Origin of the sequence: Kribbella sindirgiensis (assembly GCF_004331435.1) — a bacterium.
Lineage (GTDB): Bacteria > Actinomycetota > Actinomycetes > Propionibacteriales > Kribbellaceae > Kribbella > Kribbella sindirgiensis.
In genome coordinates this window covers 344,380-364,150 of record NZ_SJKA01000005.1, presented here as the reverse complement: position 1 = coordinate 364,150, position 19,771 = coordinate 344,380, and the positions used below count along the sequence as shown (strand labels likewise).

General features: G+C 66.9%; 18 protein-coding genes. 10 read left to right on the top strand and 8 right to left on the bottom strand.

Annotated features, from left to right (window positions below; genetic code table 11):
• The first annotated feature begins 33 nt into the window (after nucleotides 1-33).
• Together E0H50_RS16725 and E0H50_RS16720 are read left to right on the top strand one after the other, a co-directional pair.
• Nucleotides 34-375 carry a PadR family transcriptional regulator gene (locus E0H50_RS16725; protein WP_131289205.1) on the top strand — a complete coding sequence of 114 codons (342 nt, stop codon included), beginning with the start codon at nucleotides 34-36 and terminating at the stop codon, nucleotides 373-375.
• Complete coding sequence (locus E0H50_RS16720) at nucleotides 372-944, top strand: HAAS signaling domain-containing protein (RefSeq protein WP_131289203.1); 573 nt, start codon at nucleotides 372-374, stop codon at nucleotides 942-944. The genes E0H50_RS16725 and E0H50_RS16720 overlap by 4 nt, the downstream gene beginning before the upstream one ends.
• Here the strand turns inward: E0H50_RS16720 and E0H50_RS16715 are convergent.
• The gene (locus E0H50_RS16715; protein ID WP_202868177.1) at nucleotides 932-1,237 is read right to left on the bottom strand and encodes a nucleoside triphosphate pyrophosphohydrolase family protein; all 306 of its coding nucleotides are present in this window, start codon (nucleotides 1,235-1,237) and stop codon (nucleotides 932-934) included. The genes E0H50_RS16720 and E0H50_RS16715 overlap by 13 nt on opposite strands.
• A 47-nt stretch (nucleotides 1,238-1,284) precedes the next feature.
• Between E0H50_RS16715 and E0H50_RS16710 the strand changes: the two genes are divergently transcribed.
• Complete coding sequence (locus tag E0H50_RS16710; RefSeq protein ID WP_131289201.1) at nucleotides 1,285-2,190, top strand: glycoside hydrolase family protein; 906 nt, start codon at nucleotides 1,285-1,287, stop codon at nucleotides 2,188-2,190.
• Nucleotides 2,191-2,203: 13 nt separating this feature from the next.
• Here the strand turns inward: E0H50_RS16710 and E0H50_RS16705 are convergent, their stop codons facing one another.
• Both E0H50_RS16705 and E0H50_RS16700 read right to left on the bottom strand, forming a co-directional pair.
• Complete coding sequence (locus E0H50_RS16705) at nucleotides 2,204-3,091, bottom strand: peptidoglycan recognition protein family protein (protein WP_131289199.1); 888 nt, start codon at nucleotides 3,089-3,091, stop codon at nucleotides 2,204-2,206.
• A 123-nt stretch (nucleotides 3,092-3,214) separates the two neighbouring features.
• Nucleotides 3,215-4,264, bottom strand: coding sequence for an LLM class flavin-dependent oxidoreductase (locus E0H50_RS16700; protein ID WP_131289197.1), 1,050 nt, complete (start codon nucleotides 4,262-4,264; stop codon nucleotides 3,215-3,217).
• A 177-nt stretch (nucleotides 4,265-4,441) separates the two neighbouring features.
• Between E0H50_RS16700 and E0H50_RS16695 the strand changes: the two genes are divergently transcribed.
• On the top strand, nucleotides 4,442-6,337 hold the full coding sequence (locus tag E0H50_RS16695) for a glycoside hydrolase family 76 protein (protein ID WP_131289195.1): 1,896 nt from the start codon (nucleotides 4,442-4,444) through the stop codon (nucleotides 6,335-6,337).
• On the opposite strand, the gene E0H50_RS16690 is transcribed toward E0H50_RS16695, so the two are convergent.
• Nucleotides 6,334-7,347, bottom strand: a complete 1,014-nt coding sequence (locus E0H50_RS16690; protein ID WP_131289193.1) for an aldo/keto reductase — start codon at nucleotides 7,345-7,347, stop codon at nucleotides 6,334-6,336. The genes E0H50_RS16695 and E0H50_RS16690 overlap by 4 nt on opposite strands.
• 109 nt (nucleotides 7,348-7,456) lie before the next feature.
• Here E0H50_RS16690 and E0H50_RS16685 point away from each other — a divergent pair, with 109 nt between their 5' ends.
• The gene (locus E0H50_RS16685) at nucleotides 7,457-8,302 is read left to right on the top strand and encodes a helix-turn-helix transcriptional regulator (protein WP_238151011.1); all 846 of its coding nucleotides are present in this window, start codon (nucleotides 7,457-7,459) and stop codon (nucleotides 8,300-8,302) included.
• Here the strand turns inward: E0H50_RS16685 and E0H50_RS16680 are convergent.
• Nucleotides 8,299-8,889 (bottom strand): TetR/AcrR family transcriptional regulator, encoded by a 591-nt coding sequence (locus E0H50_RS16680; RefSeq protein WP_131289191.1) that lies wholly within the window; start codon nucleotides 8,887-8,889, stop codon nucleotides 8,299-8,301. The genes E0H50_RS16685 and E0H50_RS16680 overlap by 4 nt on opposite strands.
• An 82-nt stretch (nucleotides 8,890-8,971) precedes the next feature.
• Here E0H50_RS16680 and E0H50_RS16675 point away from each other — a divergent pair, with 82 nt between their 5' ends.
• The 4 genes from E0H50_RS16675 (at nucleotide 8,972) to E0H50_RS16655 (ending at nucleotide 14,502) form a co-directional block, all read left to right on the top strand.
• Nucleotides 8,972-9,853: an aldo/keto reductase gene (locus E0H50_RS16675; protein ID WP_131289189.1), complete on the top strand. Its 882-nt coding sequence runs from the start codon at nucleotides 8,972-8,974 to the stop codon at nucleotides 9,851-9,853.
• A gap of 438 nt (nucleotides 9,854-10,291) precedes the next feature.
• Entirely contained in the window at nucleotides 10,292-11,122 is an 831-nt protein-coding gene (locus E0H50_RS16670) for a hypothetical protein (protein WP_131289187.1), read from the top strand.
• A complete protein-coding gene (locus E0H50_RS16665) occupies nucleotides 11,119-13,341 on the top strand; it encodes a DEAD/DEAH box helicase (RefSeq protein ID WP_131289185.1) in 2,223 nt (740 codons plus the stop codon). Before E0H50_RS16670 ends, E0H50_RS16665 begins: the two co-directional genes overlap by 4 nt.
• Before the next feature lie 27 nt (nucleotides 13,342-13,368).
• Complete coding sequence (locus E0H50_RS16655) at nucleotides 13,369-14,502, top strand: hypothetical protein (RefSeq protein ID WP_165547162.1); 1,134 nt, start codon at nucleotides 13,369-13,371, stop codon at nucleotides 14,500-14,502.
• Between the two features lie 109 nt (nucleotides 14,503-14,611).
• Here the strand turns inward: E0H50_RS16655 and E0H50_RS16650 are convergent, their stop codons facing one another.
• Complete coding sequence (locus E0H50_RS16650; RefSeq protein ID WP_202868176.1) at nucleotides 14,612-15,808, bottom strand: IS110 family RNA-guided transposase; 1,197 nt, start codon at nucleotides 15,806-15,808, stop codon at nucleotides 14,612-14,614.
• Between the two features lie 434 nt (nucleotides 15,809-16,242).
• Nucleotides 16,243-17,667, bottom strand: a complete 1,425-nt coding sequence (gene glnA / locus E0H50_RS16645) for a type I glutamate--ammonia ligase (protein WP_131289182.1) — start codon at nucleotides 17,665-17,667, stop codon at nucleotides 16,243-16,245.
• A gap of 190 nt (nucleotides 17,668-17,857) precedes the next feature.
• On the opposite strand from glnA, the gene E0H50_RS16640 reads away from it, so the two are divergent.
• A complete protein-coding gene (locus E0H50_RS16640; RefSeq protein ID WP_131289180.1) occupies nucleotides 17,858-18,319 on the top strand; it encodes an RDD family protein in 462 nt (153 codons plus the stop codon).
• Here the strand turns inward: E0H50_RS16640 and E0H50_RS16635 are convergent.
• On the bottom strand, nucleotides 18,316-19,599 hold the full coding sequence (locus E0H50_RS16635; RefSeq protein ID WP_238151037.1) for an SAM-dependent methyltransferase: 1,284 nt from the start codon (nucleotides 19,597-19,599) through the stop codon (nucleotides 18,316-18,318). The genes E0H50_RS16640 and E0H50_RS16635 overlap by 4 nt on opposite strands.
• Nucleotides 19,600-19,771 lie beyond the last annotated feature (172 nt).

Below are 19,771 nucleotides of genomic sequence, written 5' to 3'. Positions count from 1 at the left end.
AGGTTCTTGGTGCGGACAGGTACCTTGTGTCGCATGGTAGCGGAGAAGGTCTTCACGCAGCTGCGCCGCGGGACGCTGGAGTTCTGCGTCCTCGCGCTGTTGCAGGGAGAGCCTCGTTACGGTTTCGAGTTGGTGAAGGCGCTGGGCGAGGTCGATGGTCTGGTGACCACCGAGGGGACGATTTACCCGCTGCTGGCCCGGCTGCGACGCGAAGGTCTGGTCGAGACGAGCTGGCGCGAGTCCGAGTCCGGCCCACCGCGGAGGTACTACACATCGACGGCCGAAGGCAGCCAGGCGCTGGCTGCGTTCACCGCGGACTGGCAACGGTTCTGCGCCTCGGTCGACGCGATCCTGGAAAGAGGGAGACGGGGATGAACGTGGAGCAGGACAACGACCGGCTGGTCGACGCGTACCTGAAGGAGCTCGCGAAGGCAGCCGAGGCGTTGCCCGTCGCGCGCCGGACCGAGCTGATCGACGACATGAAGACGCACATCGCCGAGGAGCGCGCGGCCGGTGCCTCCTCGGAGAGCGAGATCCGGCAGATCCTGCAGCGCCTCGGCGACCCGCAAGAGATCGTTGCCGCGGCCACCGAGGGGCTGGTTCTGGTGGAGGTCCCACCGAAGCTGCGCCCGAGCGACATGGTCGCCCTCGCGCTGGTGTTCCTCGGTCCGTTCCTGCCGGGCATCTGGGTGCCGGTGTTCGCCTACGTGATCGGTATCGGGATGCTGTGGTCGTCGAACCGCTGGACCGTCGCGTGGAAGCTCCTCGGCACGCTCAGCTGGCCGCTCGCGTACGCCGTCCTGCTCGGGATGGAGGTCACCATCCAGCCGCCGTTGGCGCTGAGCATGACTGTTGACATCCTGATCGGAGTCGCCCTGCTGGTCGGCATGGTGCTGGCGGCAAAGGCGCCCGCCAAGGTGCAGCCGGCCGGTCAGGCCTCGTAGACCAGCCACTTCCGTTCGATCTCCTGCGAGAGGTCGACGTCGTGCTGGTGCGCGAAGAGGAGGAGCTGGCACAGTACGTCGGCGAACTCCTGGTGGAACGTACCGCGGATGTCATCGGGCGTCGCGCCCTTGGCCCGCGCCCGGCCGGTGTGCTGGAGATAGGCCTGCGTGAGTTCGCCGACCTCCTCCTGCAGCTTCAGCAGGAACCAGTCCGGGTCGCGGTCGAACCCCAGCCGCTCGCCGTACCCGACCGAAATCTTCTCCAACCGCTGCGTCAACTCCAGGAGATCCACTCACCTATCCAATCAGCTCGCACCGACAGTCGGGTCAGAATGGGGAGATGGATGCGGTGGCGTGGCTACTGGAGTCGAGCGAGCCGGCGGTTCGGGGGATGGCCCGACGGGACCTGCTGGGGCAGGAACACGGGGAGGATGTGCTGAGCGGCGCGATCGTGCGTCGCTTGCTGACCGACGCCTGCGCGGACAAGAGGGCGTACAAGAAGTGGACCGGCGCGCACTGGCGGATCGTTTCGCTGGCAGAGCTGGAGGTCCCGGCGCAGGAGCCGCGGGCGGTGGCCGCGGCCGAGTACGACCTGGTCGAGGTCATGCGTTCGCTGAAGTACGGCGTGGCTGTCGTCGACGGGCTGGTGCGCAGGTGCGGGTCGATCGAGGGCAACACGCTCGGCGCCTGCAGCCGGTTCGGCATGACGGCCGATCCGCGGGTGCAGCAGTTGGCGGAAGGGCTGATCGAGTGGCAGTGGCCGGACGGCGGCTGGAACTGCGACCGGACGGCGTCCGGCCGGCGATCGTCGTTCCACGAGACGCATGCTGCCGCTTGGGGACTCTACGAGTACTACCGAGCCACGGGTGAGACGGCGGCGCGGGACGCCGCGCTGCGGGCCGGCGAGCTGTTTCTGGAACACCGGCTGTTCCGCAGCCTGGCGACCGGCGAGGTCATCAACGCGCGGTGGTTACGCCCGAGCTATCCGCCGTACTGGCATTACGACATCCTGCAGGCCCTGCTCGTCTTGTCACGGATGGGGCTGGCGAAGGACGAGCGCGCCACTGACGCACTGGACGAGCTGGAGCGCCGGCGTCGCCCGGACGGACGGTGGAACGCGGGTACGCCGTGGTGGGGTCCGCTCGGCGGCAACCGTACGCCGGACGTCGTCGACTGGGGGCGCAGCGGGCCGAACGAGATGATCACGCTCAACGCCCTGCGGGTCCGGAAGGCCGCAGGGCGTTGACCGCGCGTCAGGATCAGGCCGTCGGCTGGTCGCCGTTGGGGGCCGGCTCCTCGGCGGCTGGGGTGTCCGGGAACGGGTCGAGGTCCGGGAGGCTGAGGTCCGGGTCCATGTTCGGGTCCGGCGCGGTGGGCTGTTCCGGGGCCGGGGTGCCGCCGACCTGCAGGCTCGGCGGAGCGGTCGCCCAGACCGCGGCGGCGGCGCGGGCGGCGTCGGCGGCGTCGGTCTGGCGCTCGTAGTTCTTGATGTCGAGCGCGTACGCCTTCACCACCGCCGACAGGTCCTTGCGCAACTGCCGGTGGGTCCAGAGCGCGTAGGCCTGCGTCCTGGCCTCGATGAAGTTCTTCAGTTCCTGCATCTGGGCCGGGGTCATGTCGTCGTCCTCCGAGTGGCCTGGGGTGAATTCGCCGCGGGCGATCGCGGCGCGGGCGGCGTCGCCGGGACAGTCGGTCCCGTCCGGCCGGACCGCGGAGTGCGGGCGGATCGCCGTACCTCGCGGATAGATCCTGCGGAAGTCGGCGATCACCGCACGGGTGGTCGCCTTCATGGCGGCGGTCGGCTGCTCGCCGGTGACGAGCACCAGCAGGATCGCGCCGTACCGCTCGTTGAGATCGCTGTTGCCATTGGCGCCGGACTGGGTCCGCAAGCCGCGCAACGTCCAGGCGCGGCCGGCCTGGTCGACCGCGATCTGGTAGGCGATGTCCGACCAGCCGCGGGTGTCCATGTGGTAGTTCTGCCAGCCACGCAACGCGGACGCGACGGCCGCCTTGGAGTGGATGACACTCGTCGATCCGGTGCCCGGCCAGTGGATGACCGCGCCTTCGACCCGCGACACGGTCAGGTTGCCCGGTCCGCCGTTCGGCGGGCGCGCGTTCCACGCGGACCGGGGCAGGTATTCGACCATCAGTGCTCCTCACATGCCTCACAGCGCCACATACCCACCGTTGGCGCTCGGTAATCAACCGATCACACTCGGCATGCGTCCGTCAAGCGATGGTCACATCCAATCAGTCCGAGGGGTTCCCCGTCAGGACAACAGCGGGAGGAGTTGGTCGCCGACGCGGATGATCTCCTCGCGGTACGGCGTGTCGGACAGGATGAAATGTGTGATGCCGAGATCGCGGTACTTGGCGAGGGACTTGGCGACGTCGTCGGGGGAGCCGACGAGCCAGGTGGTGCCGGCGCCGCCACCGCCGTACTTGCCGGGGGCGGTGTAGAGGTGGTCGTCGAGGACCTCGCCGCGTTCGGCGAGGTCGAGGAGGCGTTGCTGGCCGACGGCCTTGAACCAGCGCTGGTCCCGCGAGCCTTGCGTTTCGGCCATTTTCGCGACCTTCGCCTCGGCGTCGGCCCAGGCCTCGTCGCTGGTGTCGCGGACGAGTGTGGTGATCCGCAGCCCGAACTCCAGCGGCGGATGTTCGCGACCGAGCTCGTTCTCCAGGTCCCGCAGCCGAGCGATCCGCGCCGCGACACCGTCGAGCGGCTCACCCCAGAACAGCTGTACATCGGCATCGGTCGCGGCGACCCGTTGCGCCGCATCCGACGCGCCGCCGAAGTACAACCGCGGATGCGGGCGGCCTTCCCGTACGACGGGACGGGTCGCGACCGTGGAGCCGGTGACGGAGAAGTACTCGCCTGCGAACGTCACGTCCTCCTCGGTCCACAAGCGCCGTACCAGTTGGAGAAACTCCTTGGTGCGCGCGTACCGCTGCGGCTGGTCGCCCTCGCTGTCGCCGTACGCCGCGAGGTTGTCCTGGCCGGAGACGATGTTGATCAGCAGGCGCCCGCCGGTGAGCTGGTCGAGCGTGCTCGCCGCGGACGCGAAGTGGGCGGGATGCCAGTACCCGGGCCGGATCGCGGCCAGCGGCTGGAACGTCGTCGTCCGCGCGGCCAGCGCCGTCGCGACCGTGAATGTGTCCGGCCGGCCCCACCCGGTGCCGAGCAGCGCGCCGGACCACCCGTGGTCCTCGGTGAGCCGGGCGAGCTCGGTCAGCCGCTCGATGCTGTTGTGTCCCTGGACGGCGTCGTCCCCGCGGTGACCGGGGTCGACCTGATTCGGGATGTACCAGAGAAAGGTCATGAGAAGTAGGTTAAGTCTACTCAATTAGTCGACTTCAGAAGTGTCTCGCGGGTCGGTCACCCGAGGCATTGACATCGTTGTCTGGGGCGGCGACGATACCGTCTCGAAACGTTTCCACCCCTAGTTTTTCAGCCCCTCGGTGAGCCGAGCCGCCATGAAGCATCTCGAGGAGATCGTGTGAATCGTCGTGCGCAGATTCTGAAGGTTCTGACAGCCGGGGCGATCCTGCTCGCCGCGGCCCTGGTGCCACAAGCCGCCGGCGCCGCGGGTTCGTCCGGCGCCGCGGGTTCGTCCGGGTCCGCCGGTGCGACGGCGACCGCGCGGGCGCGGGTCGCGGCCGATGTGCTGATGGGCTCGTACGAGCCGAACAAGGCCTGGTTCCCGTCCAGCTGGTGGAACTCGGCTGTCGCATTGCAGACAATCGGCGACTACATGCAGCGCACCGGCGACCGGCGCTACCTCGGGCAGCTGGACAACACGTTCGAGAAGGACAAGGGCAAGTTCCCGGCCGGCTACCTGTCCGGCGACGAGCTGCTCGGCAACTTCACCAGCCGCGCCATCGACGACTCCGAGTGGTGGGGCCTGACTTGGATCCAGGCGTACGACCTGACCAGGAACCGCAAGTACCTCGACATGGCGGTCACGATCGCGGAGTACGTCGAGGGCTACTGGGACCCGAGCTCGTGCGGCGGGGGAGTGTGGTGGGACGGCGAGCGCACCTACAAGAACGCCGTCACCAACGGCCTGTGGATCCGCCTCACCGCAGAGCTGCACAACCGGCTGCCTGGTGACAAGCGCTGGCTCGGCCGTGCGCAGGAAGGCTGGAACTGGTTCACCGGCAGCGGCATGATCAACTCCGCCGGCCTCGTGAACGACGGCCTGAAGAGCAACTGCGAGAGCAACGGCGACACGGTCTGGAGCTACAACCAGGGCCTCGCGATCGGTGCCGGCCTCGAGCTGTGGCGCGCGACCCGCAACCCTCAGCTTCTGACCACGGTACGGCGCTTGGCGGACGCGGCGATCGCACCCGGCGGACTGGTGACCGACGGCGTGCTGACCGAGGCCTGCGACGCGCCGGGCCGCACGTGTGACGACAACGGCAAGCAGTTCAAGGGCATCTTCATGCGCTACTGGATGGATCTCGCCGACACCACGCACGAGCGCCGCTACACCGACTTCGTCGCGCAACAGGCCGCCACGATCTGGGACAACAACCACGACGCGGCCGACCGGCTCGGCGTGCGGTGGTCCGGCGCGACCCCGAACGTGTTCGACTGGCGTACCCAGGCCAGCGCGTTGAGCGCACTGATCGCCGCCGTACCGCAGACGCCGCCGGTGCGATCGTTGTCCGCGACAACCGATCCGGCTCTGCCTGTGGTGATGCCCGCGACCGGCAGCACCACCCACGTGAAGGTGAACGTCGGCGTACAGGCCACCGCCCCGGTCGGTGACGTGATCCAGGCCGTGGTCAAAGCCACCGCGCCATCCGGCTGGACCGTCACGCCGAGCCGGACGACCGTGACCCTCCGGACGCGTGGAAACGCCGTACCTGTGGAGAAAACTGTGCAGCTCGACGTAACGATCCCCGCCGGTACGCCGGACGGTCTGCATTCGGTGACCGCGTCGGTGACGTCCGGGTCGCAGCTGTCGTTCACGACCCGGTCCGACATCCTCGTCGCGCACACCGCCGACTTCGACACCGGTACGGCGGCCGAGACGCCGTGGCTGTGGGACGCGGACGGGTCGCAGAGCAACGGCGTACAGAACCGGTTCGCCGACGGGCACTCGTACTTCGTCTACCGCTTCCCGTTCCCGTCCGACACCACGTCGGCATCCGTATCGTTGACAATCGACAATCAGTTTGTCGTCCAGGTCAGCGGCGACGGCCAGAACTGGACCACAGTCGCGACCGAGACGACGCCGTACCACGACGGCGAGAACAAGGCGGTCCGGACGTTCGACCTGACGCCGTACCTCGGCACCGCCAAGGCCGGCTACGTCCGCATCTCCGACTCGTTCCCGGACGACGGCTGGGGCGGCCGCGTCTACCACGTAACCGCTACGTACAACTAAGCCGCGGAGCGATCGTCCACCGGGCGGCGGCGCAAGCCGGCATTGAGAACGGCCGGGGTGTCGTAGTCCATGTCGAGCCGGCCGACGTCGGTGCCCGGTGGGACGATCTTGTCGATCTGGTCGAGAACGTCGTCGCCGAGTACGACGTCGGCGCCGGCCAGCGCGTCGTCCAGGTGCTCCATCGTGCGCGGACCGATGATCGCGGACGTGACCGCCGGGTGCGCGATCGCGAACGCCATCGCCAGATGGGTCAGCTTGAGCCCGGCCGCGTCGGCGACCGGGATCAGCTGCTCGACGACCTCGAGCCGCCGCTCGTCGGACATGTGCCGGAAGATCGCCGTCCGCCGAAGGTCCGCGGGCGCCCGTCCGGTCAGCTGCCCCTGCGCGAGCGGGCTCCAGACGAGCGCGCCCATCCCGTACTTCTGCACCATCGGAAGCACCTCGCGCTCGATCCCGCGGTTCAGGATCGAGTACGGCGGTTGCTCGGTCCGGAACCGCTCCAGGCCGCGTCGTTCCGCGACCCAGTGCGCCTCGACGAGTTCACTGGCCGGCATCGTCGACGTACCGATCGCGCGGACCTTCCCGCTGCGGATCAGGTCGGTCAGCGCCGAGAGGGTCTCCTCGATGTCGGTGTCCGGATCCGGGCGGTGCATCTGGAAGAGGTCGAGGTAGTCGGTCTGCAGCCGGCGCAGCGAGTCCTCGACCGCGGTCATGATCCAGCGCCGGGAGTTGCCGCGCTGGTTCGGGTCGTCGCCCATCGGCAGGTGCGACTTGGTGGCCAGCACGACGTGCTCCCGGCGGCCCTTCAGCGCCGCGCCGACGATCTCCTCGGAACCGCCGTGCGAGTAGAAGTCGGCGGTGTCGACGAAGTTGATCCCGGCATCGAGGGCCTTGTGGATGATCCGGATCGACTCCTCGCGGTCGTCGTTGCCGACGGCACCGAACATCATCGCGCCGAGGGCGTACGGGCTGACCTTGATACCGGTCCGGCCGAGCGTGCGGTAGTGCATGGTGTTTCCTCCTTGGTGTTGTCTCCACCTTGGAGCGGCCGGTAGCGGGGGAGAAGGCCCACTTCATCCACGGACAGGTTGTCCCTGGATAGCGCACGGGACGTCACGCATGATGGAACGTGTGATCGATCGTGACGGCCTGGCCGACTTCCTCCGCCGGCGCCGCGAGCTGCTCCGACCGGCGGACGTCGGCCTTCCGGACGGTGCGCGCCGCCGTACGCCGGGACTGCGCCGGGAAGAGGTCGCGCAGCTGGCCGGCATGTCGACGGACTACTACTCGCGGCTGGAGCAGTCCCGCGGCGCGAACCCGTCGGAGCCGATCGTCGCCAGTCTTGCCCGCGCGCTGCGCTGCGACCTCGACGAGCGCGACCACCTGTACCACCTGGCCGGTCTCGCGCCGCCGCTCCGGCTGGCCGGACGGCACCTCGGTCCGGGCCTGATCGGTCTGGTCGAGCGACTCGACGACATCCCGGTGTTCGTCGCCACCGACCTCGACGAGGTGCTCTGGCAGAACGCGCTGGCCGACGTACTCATCGGCCACCGCTCCGGCACCGGCCGCGCGCGGAACCTGACGTGGCTGTGGTTCACCGATCCGGCGATCCGGCAACTGTTCCCTGAGGAGGACTGGGACGCCCACTCGGCCGCCCACGTCGCCGACCTGCGCGGTACCTACGCGCGCCGGATGGGCGACCAAGACGTCACCAGCCTGGTCGAGGACCTCGTCGACAGGAGCGAGGAGTTCCGCGCGCTGTGGGACCTCCACGAGGTCGCCGTACGCCGCCTGCCGCGCAAGCGATTCTTCAACCTGGAGGTCGGCAACCTCGACCTCACCTGCGAAACCCTCCTGACCCCCGCGGCCGACATACGAGTCCGCGCCTTCCTCCCCATCGAAGGCACCGACGCCCGCGAAAAACTCGACCTCCTCCGCGTCATCGGCACCCAGACCTTCGCCTAACGAGCGCGCAGACCTTCAACGAGCAGCTCGAGCAGTCGCTCGGTCTGGTCCCGCTGCTGGTCCGGGTCGGCAGCGATCACGGCCCCGGCCATCGCCGCGACGACGTCTCCCGGAGGTACGTCGCTCCTGAGCACACCCGACGCCGCCCCGGCCTCGAGGAAGTGTGCGATCGCCGCGGTCAGCCGGGCGCGGGTGTCCGACTGGGTGACAGCGCCTGAGGCAACCATGGCCCGGAGGCTGATTCCCATCGCGCGCTTGGAGTCGACGAAGTCGATGTACCGGTGCATCCAGGCGAGCAGCGCCGCATCCGCGGGAGCCGACCCGGCCATCTCGGGCGCGGCCGCGCACAGCCGGGCCAGTTCCTGGTGGTAGACGGCCTCGAGGAGTGCCTCCCGTGTGGGGAAGTGCCGGTAGAGCGTGGCGATGCCGACACCGGCGCGGGTGGCCACCCGGTCGAGCGAGAGGCGGGCCGGCTCACCGTCGCGCGCGGCCAGGGCAAGGTCAGCCAGCTCCTCGCCGGCCGCTGCCACCACCTGCGCCCGTTTCCGCGCCGCGTCGGCCCGCAGCGGTCGCGTCTGCCCACCCATAAATGGAGAAACCTCCAGTTAGTGCTACGGTCGAGTTAAACGGAGAAAACTCCAGTTAGCCTACCTGAGGACGGCACAGCTGATGACATCCGAACGACCGGGCGGCCCCGGTGGCATGGTCAAGCTCGGGCAGTACGAGATCGCGCGGATCGGGTACGGCGCGATGCAACTCGAACACGTCGACGCAGCCACGGCCGGCGCGGTGCTGCACCGGGCCCTGGAGCTCGGCATCAACCACCTCGACACCGCGTCGTTCTACGGGCACACCACGGTCAACCGGCACATCCGGGCCGCCCTGCACCCGTACCCGGACGACCTCGTGATCGTGAGCAAGGTCGGCGCCCGCCGAGTGGACGCACCGGTCCCACTGGCCCTGGCGCAGCGACCGGAGCAGTTGCGCGAGCAGGTCCACCTCGACCTGACGTCGCTCGGGCTGGAACAGGTACCCGTGGTCAACCTCCGCCGGGCCGACCAGGGACCGGGGCTGATCGCCGAAGGCGACGACATCGTCCCGCTCGACGACCAACTCGCCGAGTTGATTGCCCTCCGCAATGAAGGCCTGATCGGCGCGATCGGCCTCAGCAACATCAGTACCGAGCAACTGGAACAAGCGCTACCCGCCGGAATCGTCTGCGTCCAAAACGCCTACAGCCTCCTGGACCGCTCGTCCGAGCCCCAACTCCAACTCTGCGCCGCGAACGGTATCGCCTGGATCCCGTACTTCCCCCTCGGCTCAGCCTTCGACCAATTCCCGTCTCCCACCGAGCACCCCGTCGTACAGCAGATCGCCACCCAACTCGGAGCCACCCCGGCAGCCATCTGCCTAGCCTGGATCCTCGCCCACAACAACCACACCGCCCTCATCCCAGGCACCCGCAGCATCAACCACCTCGAAGACAACCTCCGCGCCGCCGACATCCACCTCGACACCGAGACACTCGCGAAGCTCGACACCCTGTCCTGAAAACGAAGCAGCCCACCCGGACGGACCGGGTGGGCTGCTGACGTTCGACTACGACTCAGACGTCGTCAGTAGCAGCACCGGCAGATCGGGTGCGCGCCAGTTCGAACAGGTCGGCTTGGCCGGTATCGTCAAGCAGATCGAGGCCACGGCTCATCTGATCCAGCCCTCATGACGCCGAGCCTCTCCCCTGATCGAGCGAGCCGCCCGGGCCTGACCGGTCCGCCGACGTCGAGCCCACCCGTGCGATCGGAGCCGCTAGCGTCGGCCACACGAACAGCTAGCAACGCTGACGACCTGCAACGCTCTGTAACGATCGGACCTCCGCGGCGATGTAGTAGCGGTAACCGGGTGCGAGACGTTGTGGGCATCAGCCGGGTGGCCGAGGGGCTGCTGGGTCTGGCTGGGCGTGCCCCGCACCGATACGGAGGGGGACAACCAATGGGTGAGCCGTTTACCGAGTATCGAGAAGTCACCGCCGCTGATCCGTTGCGTCAGGGCGATGTGCTGGAGGCCGTGGATCCAGGTGCGACGATATGGGACCGCCATCTGGTCGTGATCACAGCAGACTGCGATCTGGCGTTTGACAAACATCGCGGTCGGGTGACCTGCGTGCCGCTGCTGGCAGAAGACGACTACCTGTCCGAAATGCAGATTCCGAAGATCCGCGACCGGCTGGTGGCAAGAGCAATCGTGGATCTGCAGGCAACCATGGCACGGCTTGGTCTGCCGAAGGTATCGACCCACCGCCTTCGGGAATGGGTTGGTGAGGAGGAGCCGGCCGAGATCGTTGCGTTGCTCAAGTTGCGCGATCGAGAGGCGGAGGCGGTGCGTCGGAGTCTCGAATCCATCCGCAGGATGGATTCCGAGGCATTGACTCTCAATGAGGCTGTCGAAGCGCTAGTTGACGGCCAACTAATGGGACCAAACCCGCCAAAGCGTGAAAATGCGCTTGGTCGGGTGATGCCTCCGTTGCGCAGCAATTACACGCAACCTCCTGGCGATGCATTCTTCTTGGGGTCCATCGCACCGGGGCAGGCCGCTGGTTACTTCGCGTACCTACGTTATCTCAAGCAGATCTGGGAACCGTGCATCGCGCTCGGTCCGAAGCGGCAAGAGGTGACGTACCGACGGATTGCGCGTCTGCGTGACAAGTTCACGCACGCGCTCGTGCAAAGGTTCGCGTTGGTCTTCATGTCGATTGGTCTGCCAACAGAATACGAGGACGTACGCGACCTGCATTCGGAAGTTTTGGAGGCCACGTTCTCGTGAAACCCTTGATCGTAACTGTTGACGCACTGCGGGAACTGGCGACCGGGCTGTCGCCAGAGGCGATTTCGGCCTCGCCGATCCTCTTCGAAATCGACACCCCGGAGGTCGATCTGCTGATCTGCTCGACTGATGATCACTCCGCCCAGCGAGTCGTCCTGCTGCGGGAGAAGAATCTGAAGGAGCGCTACGTTCCCGAACATCTCGCGTTGCACCGCAGGAACGTGCTGAGCCGGATGGCGTCGTTCGCTGAGCGCGCACGGATTAGCGGCCCGCTTTCGCTTCCGACCGGGTGGCATCAGTACAAGTACAACCACCTGATCGCGTTCTACGCGGTGCCCGGCCTCGACGCGCAGGCCAGCAGATGGATCGCCGAGGTGTTGCCGGGCGACCGGTCGGACGTCGTGTTTTGGTTGACCACCACATCGAACAAGAAGGAAACACTCGAAGAGTTCGCGCGGTCCCCGCACCCACTAGTACCGCAGATCGACGCCGCATGGACTCAGGCATACCAAGCCGCCAAGCGGTATTTCGACCATGCGCGCGGACCGGCGCCGTCGGATGTCGAGATGTCGCTTGCGGCGCGGGAGGAATCGACAACTAAGGGTTGGTCGTACGACCAGTGGCTGAGATCGGTCAGCGAGGACCAGCGAGCTTTCATCGAGACTGGAACTGACAAGTCAATTCGGCTGCGCGGTCCGGCAGGGTCTGGGAAGACGCTGGCACTCACCATCAAGGCCGTCCGCGAGGTAATGGCCGCTCGAGACGCTGGCGACGAGATTCGGGTCCTCGTGGTGACGCATAGTTGGGCGTTGGCGGCGCAGATTCAGGACTCGATGGACTCGATGGGTCTAGGCATTCTGAATGAGATCGACGTCTTTCCTCTACTCGAGATTGCGAAGACGGTGTCGCCGCATTACCTCACGGACACCTCGGGGTTTAGCCTCATCGGCGAGGACAGCTATAGCGGCAAGCGGGCCCAGCTCGACGAGATCCGGGGCCTGCTCGACGATTTCGTGGCGGAGGATTGGATCACCTACCGGGCGTCCGTGGGCGAGACTCTTTGCGCGCGGTTCGACTCTACGGACGAGGAGGACCGACTTGCGCTGGCTTGGGACCTGCTCGTCGAGTTCGGGTCGGTAATCGGCGCTGCGGCAATCTTCCCGGGAGCAGGGTCAGACCTTCGCTACTTCCAGCTGCCACGCGCATCTTGGATGCTCCCGCTCGCATCGAGGGACGAGATGCGGGTCGTGTTCGAGCTGTACTTGCGGTACATGAGGAACCTGGAGGCCCGTTCGAAGATGACGTCGGACCAGGTCCTGGCCGACTTCCTGAGTCATCTTGAGACGCATGCCTGGAACCGTACGCGCAAATCGGTTGGGTATGACCTTGTTTTCGTGGATGAGTTCCATCTCTTCAGTCCACTGGAGCGCCAGGTACTTCACTTCCTGACCCGTGACGTTACGTCTTATCCGCGCGTGTTCATGGCGCTAGACCCTCGCCAGTCACCATCGGAGGCGTTCATCGGGATCGCGGCGAAGGAGACCAGGTCGTCCACATCGGCGGCATCTGACGACGACCTGGGTGACGTCACGAACTTCGAGCTCACCACCGTGCACAGGTTCACTCCGCAAATCCTGGCGTTGATCAAGCATGTGCATCTCAAGTTCCCAACGTTCGACCTTGGGCATGACTGGGATATCGACTTCAGCTCGGTCGAATCAGCGCAGGACGCGGGTCCCCTACCCCGGCTGATCACGTCAGGAACGAGGGCTGCCGAGGAGAATGATCTATTCCGAGCGATTCGTGACCTGTACTCATCGGGCCGAGTTGCCGTCGCGGTTGTCGACAGCCGCCAGTGGCCGCGGTTCACTGAGTTCGCATCCAGGATCGGGCAGCCTGCCAACTTTCACGTTTCAACGATCTCAGGGCGATCCGACATCGAGGGACTCGGCTATCGGCGACGGGGCGTTGTCGTGGCGCCGGCCGAGTACCTGGCGGGTCTGCAGTTTGACACCGTCCTGGTCACTGGCATACCCGATATCGAGGCACCGTCGACGAACGAGCGCACGAGGCTTTTGTCCTTCCTCTACCTAGCGCTCAGCCGCGCCCAGAGAGATGTACGTGTCTATGTGAACGAGGACGATGGGGGTGCACCTGAGGTGCTCCTATCGGCCGTTGCCGGACATCACATGACGGCGGAGAAGGGAAGCCCTGTCTGATTCGAGGCTGGCAGTATGCCAGCGTCGATGGCCAACTTGGTGCGCGCCGAGCTGTTCGCCATGAGGTGCGTACACCTTCAGAGTGAAGCCGGGGTCGGCGCGTCCGAGGTACTCGCTGACGGCCTTGATCGACGCACCGGCGTCAAGCAGCCTGCTCGCGTAGACGTGGCGGTGGGCGTGGCAGCCGTTCTCGCGGGATCTCGGGATACCGCAGTCGTCGAGCGGGGCAGGTGTGGTCGAGCGTGGGTGCTAGCCGATCGTGGGGTGCTAACTGGTGCACCGAGCGCGACGGCACGTGAGGGCTGGCTTGGCACGTTGGTTCAACAATTAGGGGGCAGGAACGTGGATGTACCGACGTGGATCGGCGTCATCACTGGCGTCGTTGGTGTGACTCTTTCGATCGTGGCGATTTGGTTCGCCCTGGCGGTGGACAAGCGGTCGCAGGCTGTCACTGAGCAAACCATCAAGAGCCTGCAGAAGATTGAGACCTCTGTCGAGAGGCAGTCGAGTGACACCCAGAACCTCATCAAAGCGGGTTGGGATCGCTTGCTCGGCAATGCAATTCCAGGGCCTTCGTTGATCGCATCCGGCGCTCAAGACGTCAAGGCGCTGGCCAGCGGTATTGCGGCCGAGCTGAAGACAGAGCTGGCTCCAGCCGCAAACGCGGAAGGCGACTCTGCCGCCAGCAATGTCGACCGAGAAGCAGTAGAAGAGGCCCTTCAGAACGCACTCGCCTCCCTAGACGAACTCACCCGGCAACCATCCGCTGGCGGTAGCACCTCCAGCCGAGTCGACCGTTTGATGGAAGAGCTAGCCGAGTTGGACCCGTTCACCTTCGAGTTGGCCCGAGCGATCGGCCAGTACGGAGTGCACCTGGAGAGGAACCAGTACGTACGACTCCTGAACAGCGGAGCGAGGAACGCGGTGCGAAAGCTCCGTGCCGTCGGCATCCTCTCGCCTCTTACTCCCCACGGGGACCAGAACGGAAAGCCGGTCTACTGGTATCCACCGAGCGTCGCCAGCACAATCAACGTCGCGTTCGCTCTCCTCAACCGTGTGGAAACCGACGCGGCCACAGCGGTGCGCGAGGCGCTCGTAAAGGCGGGGTATCTGAAGCGCGACGGCGATGACTACGTGCTCTACAAACAGGTCCAGGCGTAGCCGCTGCTAGCGGCATTGCCAGCACCGCAAACAGGGCTCGTCCCACGAGCGATTGGCGAGCGAGGACAACGGGGTAGCCGGGTCAAGGGGGGTGTCCCTATGGATTTCGTCAAGCGGCTGACGGGGTTGGGCGTTGGTAGAGGGTGCCGGTGCGGAGCATGGCGTGGAGGACATCGATTCGGCGTCGGGCGAGGCATATGAGGGCGGCGTTGTGTTTCTTGCCGGCGGCTCGTTTGCGGTCGTAGTAGGCCCGGGAGGTGGGGTCGGACAGGGCGGCGAACGCGGCGAGGAAGAAAGCCCGCTTGAGTTGTTTGTTCCCGCCGCGGCTGGGGTGCTCGCCGCGGATGGAGGTGCCGGAGCGGCGGGTCACGGGTGCGAGCCCGGCGTAGGCCGCGAGGTGGCCGGGGGTGGGGAACGCGGTGCCGTCGCCGACCTCGAGGAGAATCCGTGCTCCGGTCCTGACGCCGATCCCCGGTATCGAGGTCAGGACCTTGGAAAGAGGGTGTGCATCGAGCATCTCCTCGATCTGCCGGGCGGCGTCGGCTCGTTCGGTCAGCAGGCCGGCCAGAGCGGCCGCGAGCCGGGGCAGGACATGTTCGGCGGCGCGGGTGCCGGGGACGGTGACGGTCTGCTCGGTCAGTGCCTGCTGGACGGCGGTGACGAGCTTGTCGTAGGAGCGTGGGGCGCGGGTCTTGGTGGCGGTGATGAGCTGGCGCCGGGTCGCGCCGGCGAGGCCTTGGGGGCCGCCGAACCGGGTCAGGAGCTCGAGTACGGCGGGGTGCTGGATCTTGGGACCCAGGACGCGTTCCAGCGCGGGGTGGATCTGGGTGAGCAGACCGCGGATGCGGTTGGCGATCCGGGTGCCCTCGCCGGCCAAGTCGTCGTCGTAGCCGACGACAACTTCCAGATCTGCCAGCGCTTCGTCGCCGGTGTCGACCCGGCGCAGCGCGTGCGGCATCGAGCGGGCGGCTTCGGCGATGATGTAGGCGTCGCGGGCGTCGGTCTTCGCCGAGCCGGGGTGCAGGTCGGCGATCCGGCGCATCGCCAAGCCAGGCAGGTAGGCCACGTCAATGCCCAAGTCACGTGCGACGGTCACTGCCAGCGCGCCGATCGAGGCCGGCTGATCGACGATCACCAGCACCGGACCGTGTGCCGACAAGGCCTCCAACACGGCGCGGATCTTCGCCTCCGACTGCGGCAGCGGCTTGTCGTGTACCCGTTCACCGTCGCCATCCAGGCCGCAGGCGTGGTGTTCTTCCTTGCCCACGTCCAGACCGAGGAACACGCCGTACTCCGGGCGACTCACAGACTGCCTCCTCACATCGAACCAACCTGGTCACCAGATCAGGCGAAGGATGCCGGCACCCACGTTACGAAGAGACCTACCCAGCAGGCGGCCCTGTCCCTATCAGCGGTCAACCAACGCCACCAGGCCCGGCGACAACACCCCCGGATCATGCACACGACAGGGGCAGTAAGTCATACCGGACCCAGCGACCAGGAGCCTTGCTTCAAGGCCCACGAAGAAGGTAACGGGGGGGGCGCACTCGGCGGACACCGTCTCAGACCTGCGACCAGACGGTGAGCGCGCAACCGACCGGTCTTCCAAGCTGGCTGCGAGTACACATCGGTTACACAGTCCAATGCGGAACGGCGGCAGACCGTGAGAGACGTCGGAAGGACGTTTCCCAGGTCTGCCGCCGTTCCGGCCACCTACCCGCGTGCTAGCGGGCTACGAACTCAGACGTCGTAGTAGAGCTCGAACTCGTGGGGGTGGGGGCGGAGCTGGATCGGGGCGATTTCGTTGTCGCGCTTGAGGTCGATCCAGGTTTCGATCAGGTCCTCGGTGAAGACGTCGCCCTCGAGCAGGAAGGCGTGGTCGGCCTCGAGGGCGTCGATCACGGCCGGCAGCGAGGTCGGGACCTGCGCGATACCCGCGTGCTCCTCCGGCGGCAGCTCGTAGAGGTCCTTGTCGACCGGGTCGGCCGGCTCGATCTTGTTGCGGATACCGTCCAGGCCGGCCAGCAGCTGCGCCGCGAACGCCAGGTACGGGTTCGCCGACGGGTCGGGGCAGCGGAACTCGATCCGCTTCGCCTTCGGGTTCGAGCCGGTGATCGGGATCCGGATGCAGGCCGAGCGGTTCCGGGACGAGTAGACCAGGTTGACCGGCGCCTCGAAGCCCGGCACCAGGCGGTGGTACGAGTTCACGGTCGGGTTCGTGAAGGCCAGCAGCGACGGGGCGTGCTTGAGCAGGCCGCCGATGTACCAGCGGGCGGTGTCGGACAGGCCGCCGTACCCGGACTCGTCGTAGAACAGCGGGTCGCCGTTGCTCCACAGCGACTGGTGGCAGTGCATGCCGGAGCCGTTGTCACCGAAGATCGGCTTCGGCATGAAGGTCGCGGTCTTGCCGGCCTTCCAGGCGGTGTTCTTGACGATGTACTTGAACTTCATCACGTCGTCGGCGGCCTTGAGCAGCTCGTCGAAGCGGAAGTTGATCTCCGCCTGACCCGCCGTACCGACCTCGTGGTGGGCGCGCTCGACGGTCAGGCCGGACCGCTCCAGCGCCAGCGTGATGTCGTCGCGCAGCTCACCGAAGTGGTCGGTCGGCGCGACCGGGAAGTAGCCACCCTTGTAGCGGACCTTGTAGCCGCGGTTGCCGCCGTCCTCGACCCGGCCGGTGTTCCAGGCGCCGGCGATCGAGTCGATCGAGTAGTGCGAGGAGTTCGCCTTGGTCTCGAACCGGACGTCGTCGAAGACGTAGAACTCGGCCTCGGGAGCGAAGAACGCGGTGTCCGCGATGCCGGTCGACTTCAGGTACTCCTGCGCCTTGCGGGCGATGTTGCGCGGGTCGCGCGAGTACGCCTCGCCGGTCAGCGGGTCGTGCACGAAGAAGTTGACCACCAGCGTCTTGGCGCTGCGGAACTCGTCGACGTACGCGCTGGTCGGGTCCGGCAGCAGCTTCATGTCGGACTCGTGGATCTGCTGGAAACCGCGCACCGACGAACCGTCGAAGGCGAGGCCGTCCTCGAAGACCTCGGGACCGAACGACGACACCGGGACGGTGAAGTGCTGCATGATGCCCGGCAGGTCGCAGAACCGGACATCGACGATCTCGACGCCCTCGTTCTTGACGTAGGCGAGCAGCTCCTCAGCGCTGGAAAACATACGTACTCCTAGGGTGGCTCAGAGATTGCATCTGAACGTAGGGCCCGCCGGTTTCTCCGTCGTGACCCTGATGTTTCGCGGATGTTACGCCCAGCGTGTCCGCGCTGACCCACTGGTGTACGGCGGTGACGCCCTGAGATCTCGCAGTCCGCGTGAGACCGTCCCGAGGCGTGTCCGTAGGCTAGACATCATGGCATCATCCTCGGCAGCCGCAACCGGACCCACCGAAGAATTCCGTTACCCGGGCAATCGGCTGGGTCTTCCCGAGGACGGTCAGGGCTCGGTCGCGACCTGGGGCCGCCGCCTGCTCGCGCTGCTGATCGACTGGCTGATCGCGGGACTGATCGCGTCCGTGGTGATGGGCCGCCCGATGTGGGCGGGCGGTAGTGACTTCGGTGTGATGCACTCGGCCCTCTTCGCGGCGACGACCGGGATCCTGACCGGTTTCGCGGGCGGCAGCATCGGCCACCGGATCTGCGATCTGCGGGTGCTTCCGGTCCGCGACGGCAAGACGTTCACCGCGCCGCCCGGTCTGCTGGCGGGCATCCTCCGCGCGCTGCTGGTCAGCCTGCTGATCCCCGCGGTGATCTTCGACCGCGACCGGCGCGGACTGCACGACCTGGCCGCGCGGACGATCGTCGTACGCCGCTAGCGCCGCGTCAGGAGCAGCTGGACGTCGTCCAGGTACCCGGTCCGGAAGCCCGCCTCGGAGTACGCGAGGTAGAACTCCCACATCCGCCGGAACGTGTCGTCGAACCCGAGCGCCGCGATCGCCGGCCAGTGCTCGATGAACCGGTTCCGCCAGACCCGCAGGGTCCGCGCGTAGTCCGGGCCGAGATGGCGGATCACCTCGGCCCGCAGGCCGGTGTGCTGCGCGGTGACGTCCTCGATCACCTTGATCGACGGGATCAGCCCGCCGGGGAAGATGTACTTCTGCACCCAGGTGAACGTGTTCCGGGTCGCGAGCATCCGCTCGTGCGGCATCACGATCGCCTGCACGACGCCGACCCCGCCGGGCGCGAGGCGCCGCTCGATCGCGTCGAAGTACACCGGCCAGTACTTCTCGCCGACCGCCTCGATCATCTCCACGCTCAGGACCGCGTCGAACTCGCCGATCTGGTCGCGGTAGTCGCGCAGTGCGACCTGCACCCGGTCGCCGACCCCGGCCTCAGCGATCTTTCGCTGCGCCAGCAACGCCTGCTGCGAGGCGATCGTGATCGCGGTGACCCACGCGCCACGCTGCGCGGCGCGGATCGCCAGGCTGGCCCAGCCGCAGCCGATGTCGAGAACGCGTGACCCGGACCGCACGCCGGCCGCGTCGAGGATCGAGTCGAGCTTGCGCAGCTGGGCGGCGGTGAGTTCGTCGTACGACGCGGTCGCGAGATCGGCCGTCGGGTCGCCGCCGCCGAAGTACGCGGCGGAGTAGGTCAGCGTCGGATCGAGGAACTCGGAGAACATCGGGTTGCTCAGGTCGTAGTGCCGGCTGATGTTCTCGCGGGCGCCGGCCCGGTCGTTCTCCTGCTCACCGGGCTGCGACCGGGTGACCAGCCAGCGCAGCGACTGCGCCCACTTCGGCAGCAGGTGCCGGGTCTCCTCGTTGCTGAACCGCTCGGCGAACGGAACCAGCAGGTCGGCCAGGTCGGTGCCCGGCTCCGGGTCCCAGTCGCCGGCCAGGTACGCCTCGCCGAACCCGGAGCCGGCGTCCTGCCCGAGCCGGTCCAGGAACGCCGACGTCCGGTGCACCCGCATGGCGGGGCCGCCGAGGCCGTACGACCGGTTGCTGTCGAGGTGGATCGTGGCCGGGAGATCCTTGGCGATCAGCCGGATCGCCGTCGCGGCGCCGTACCGACGGACCGGATTCGACCGTGGCCGGGCCAGTGTCGGCCAGGTTTCGGTCTCCGGCGCGTGTACAGGATGCTGCACGCGCGGCATCACATCCGTCATCTCTACCCCTGTATCGATCCGTCCTGGTCGCACCTTAAGGCCAACCAGCCACCCCACAGCGCGACACGGAGGCACACACGTGCCACGTCACGACAGATCAACTGCCTGAGCGGCCACCGGGTTACCGGTGTCTCACTCAGAGATACCCCCAACAGCTGTT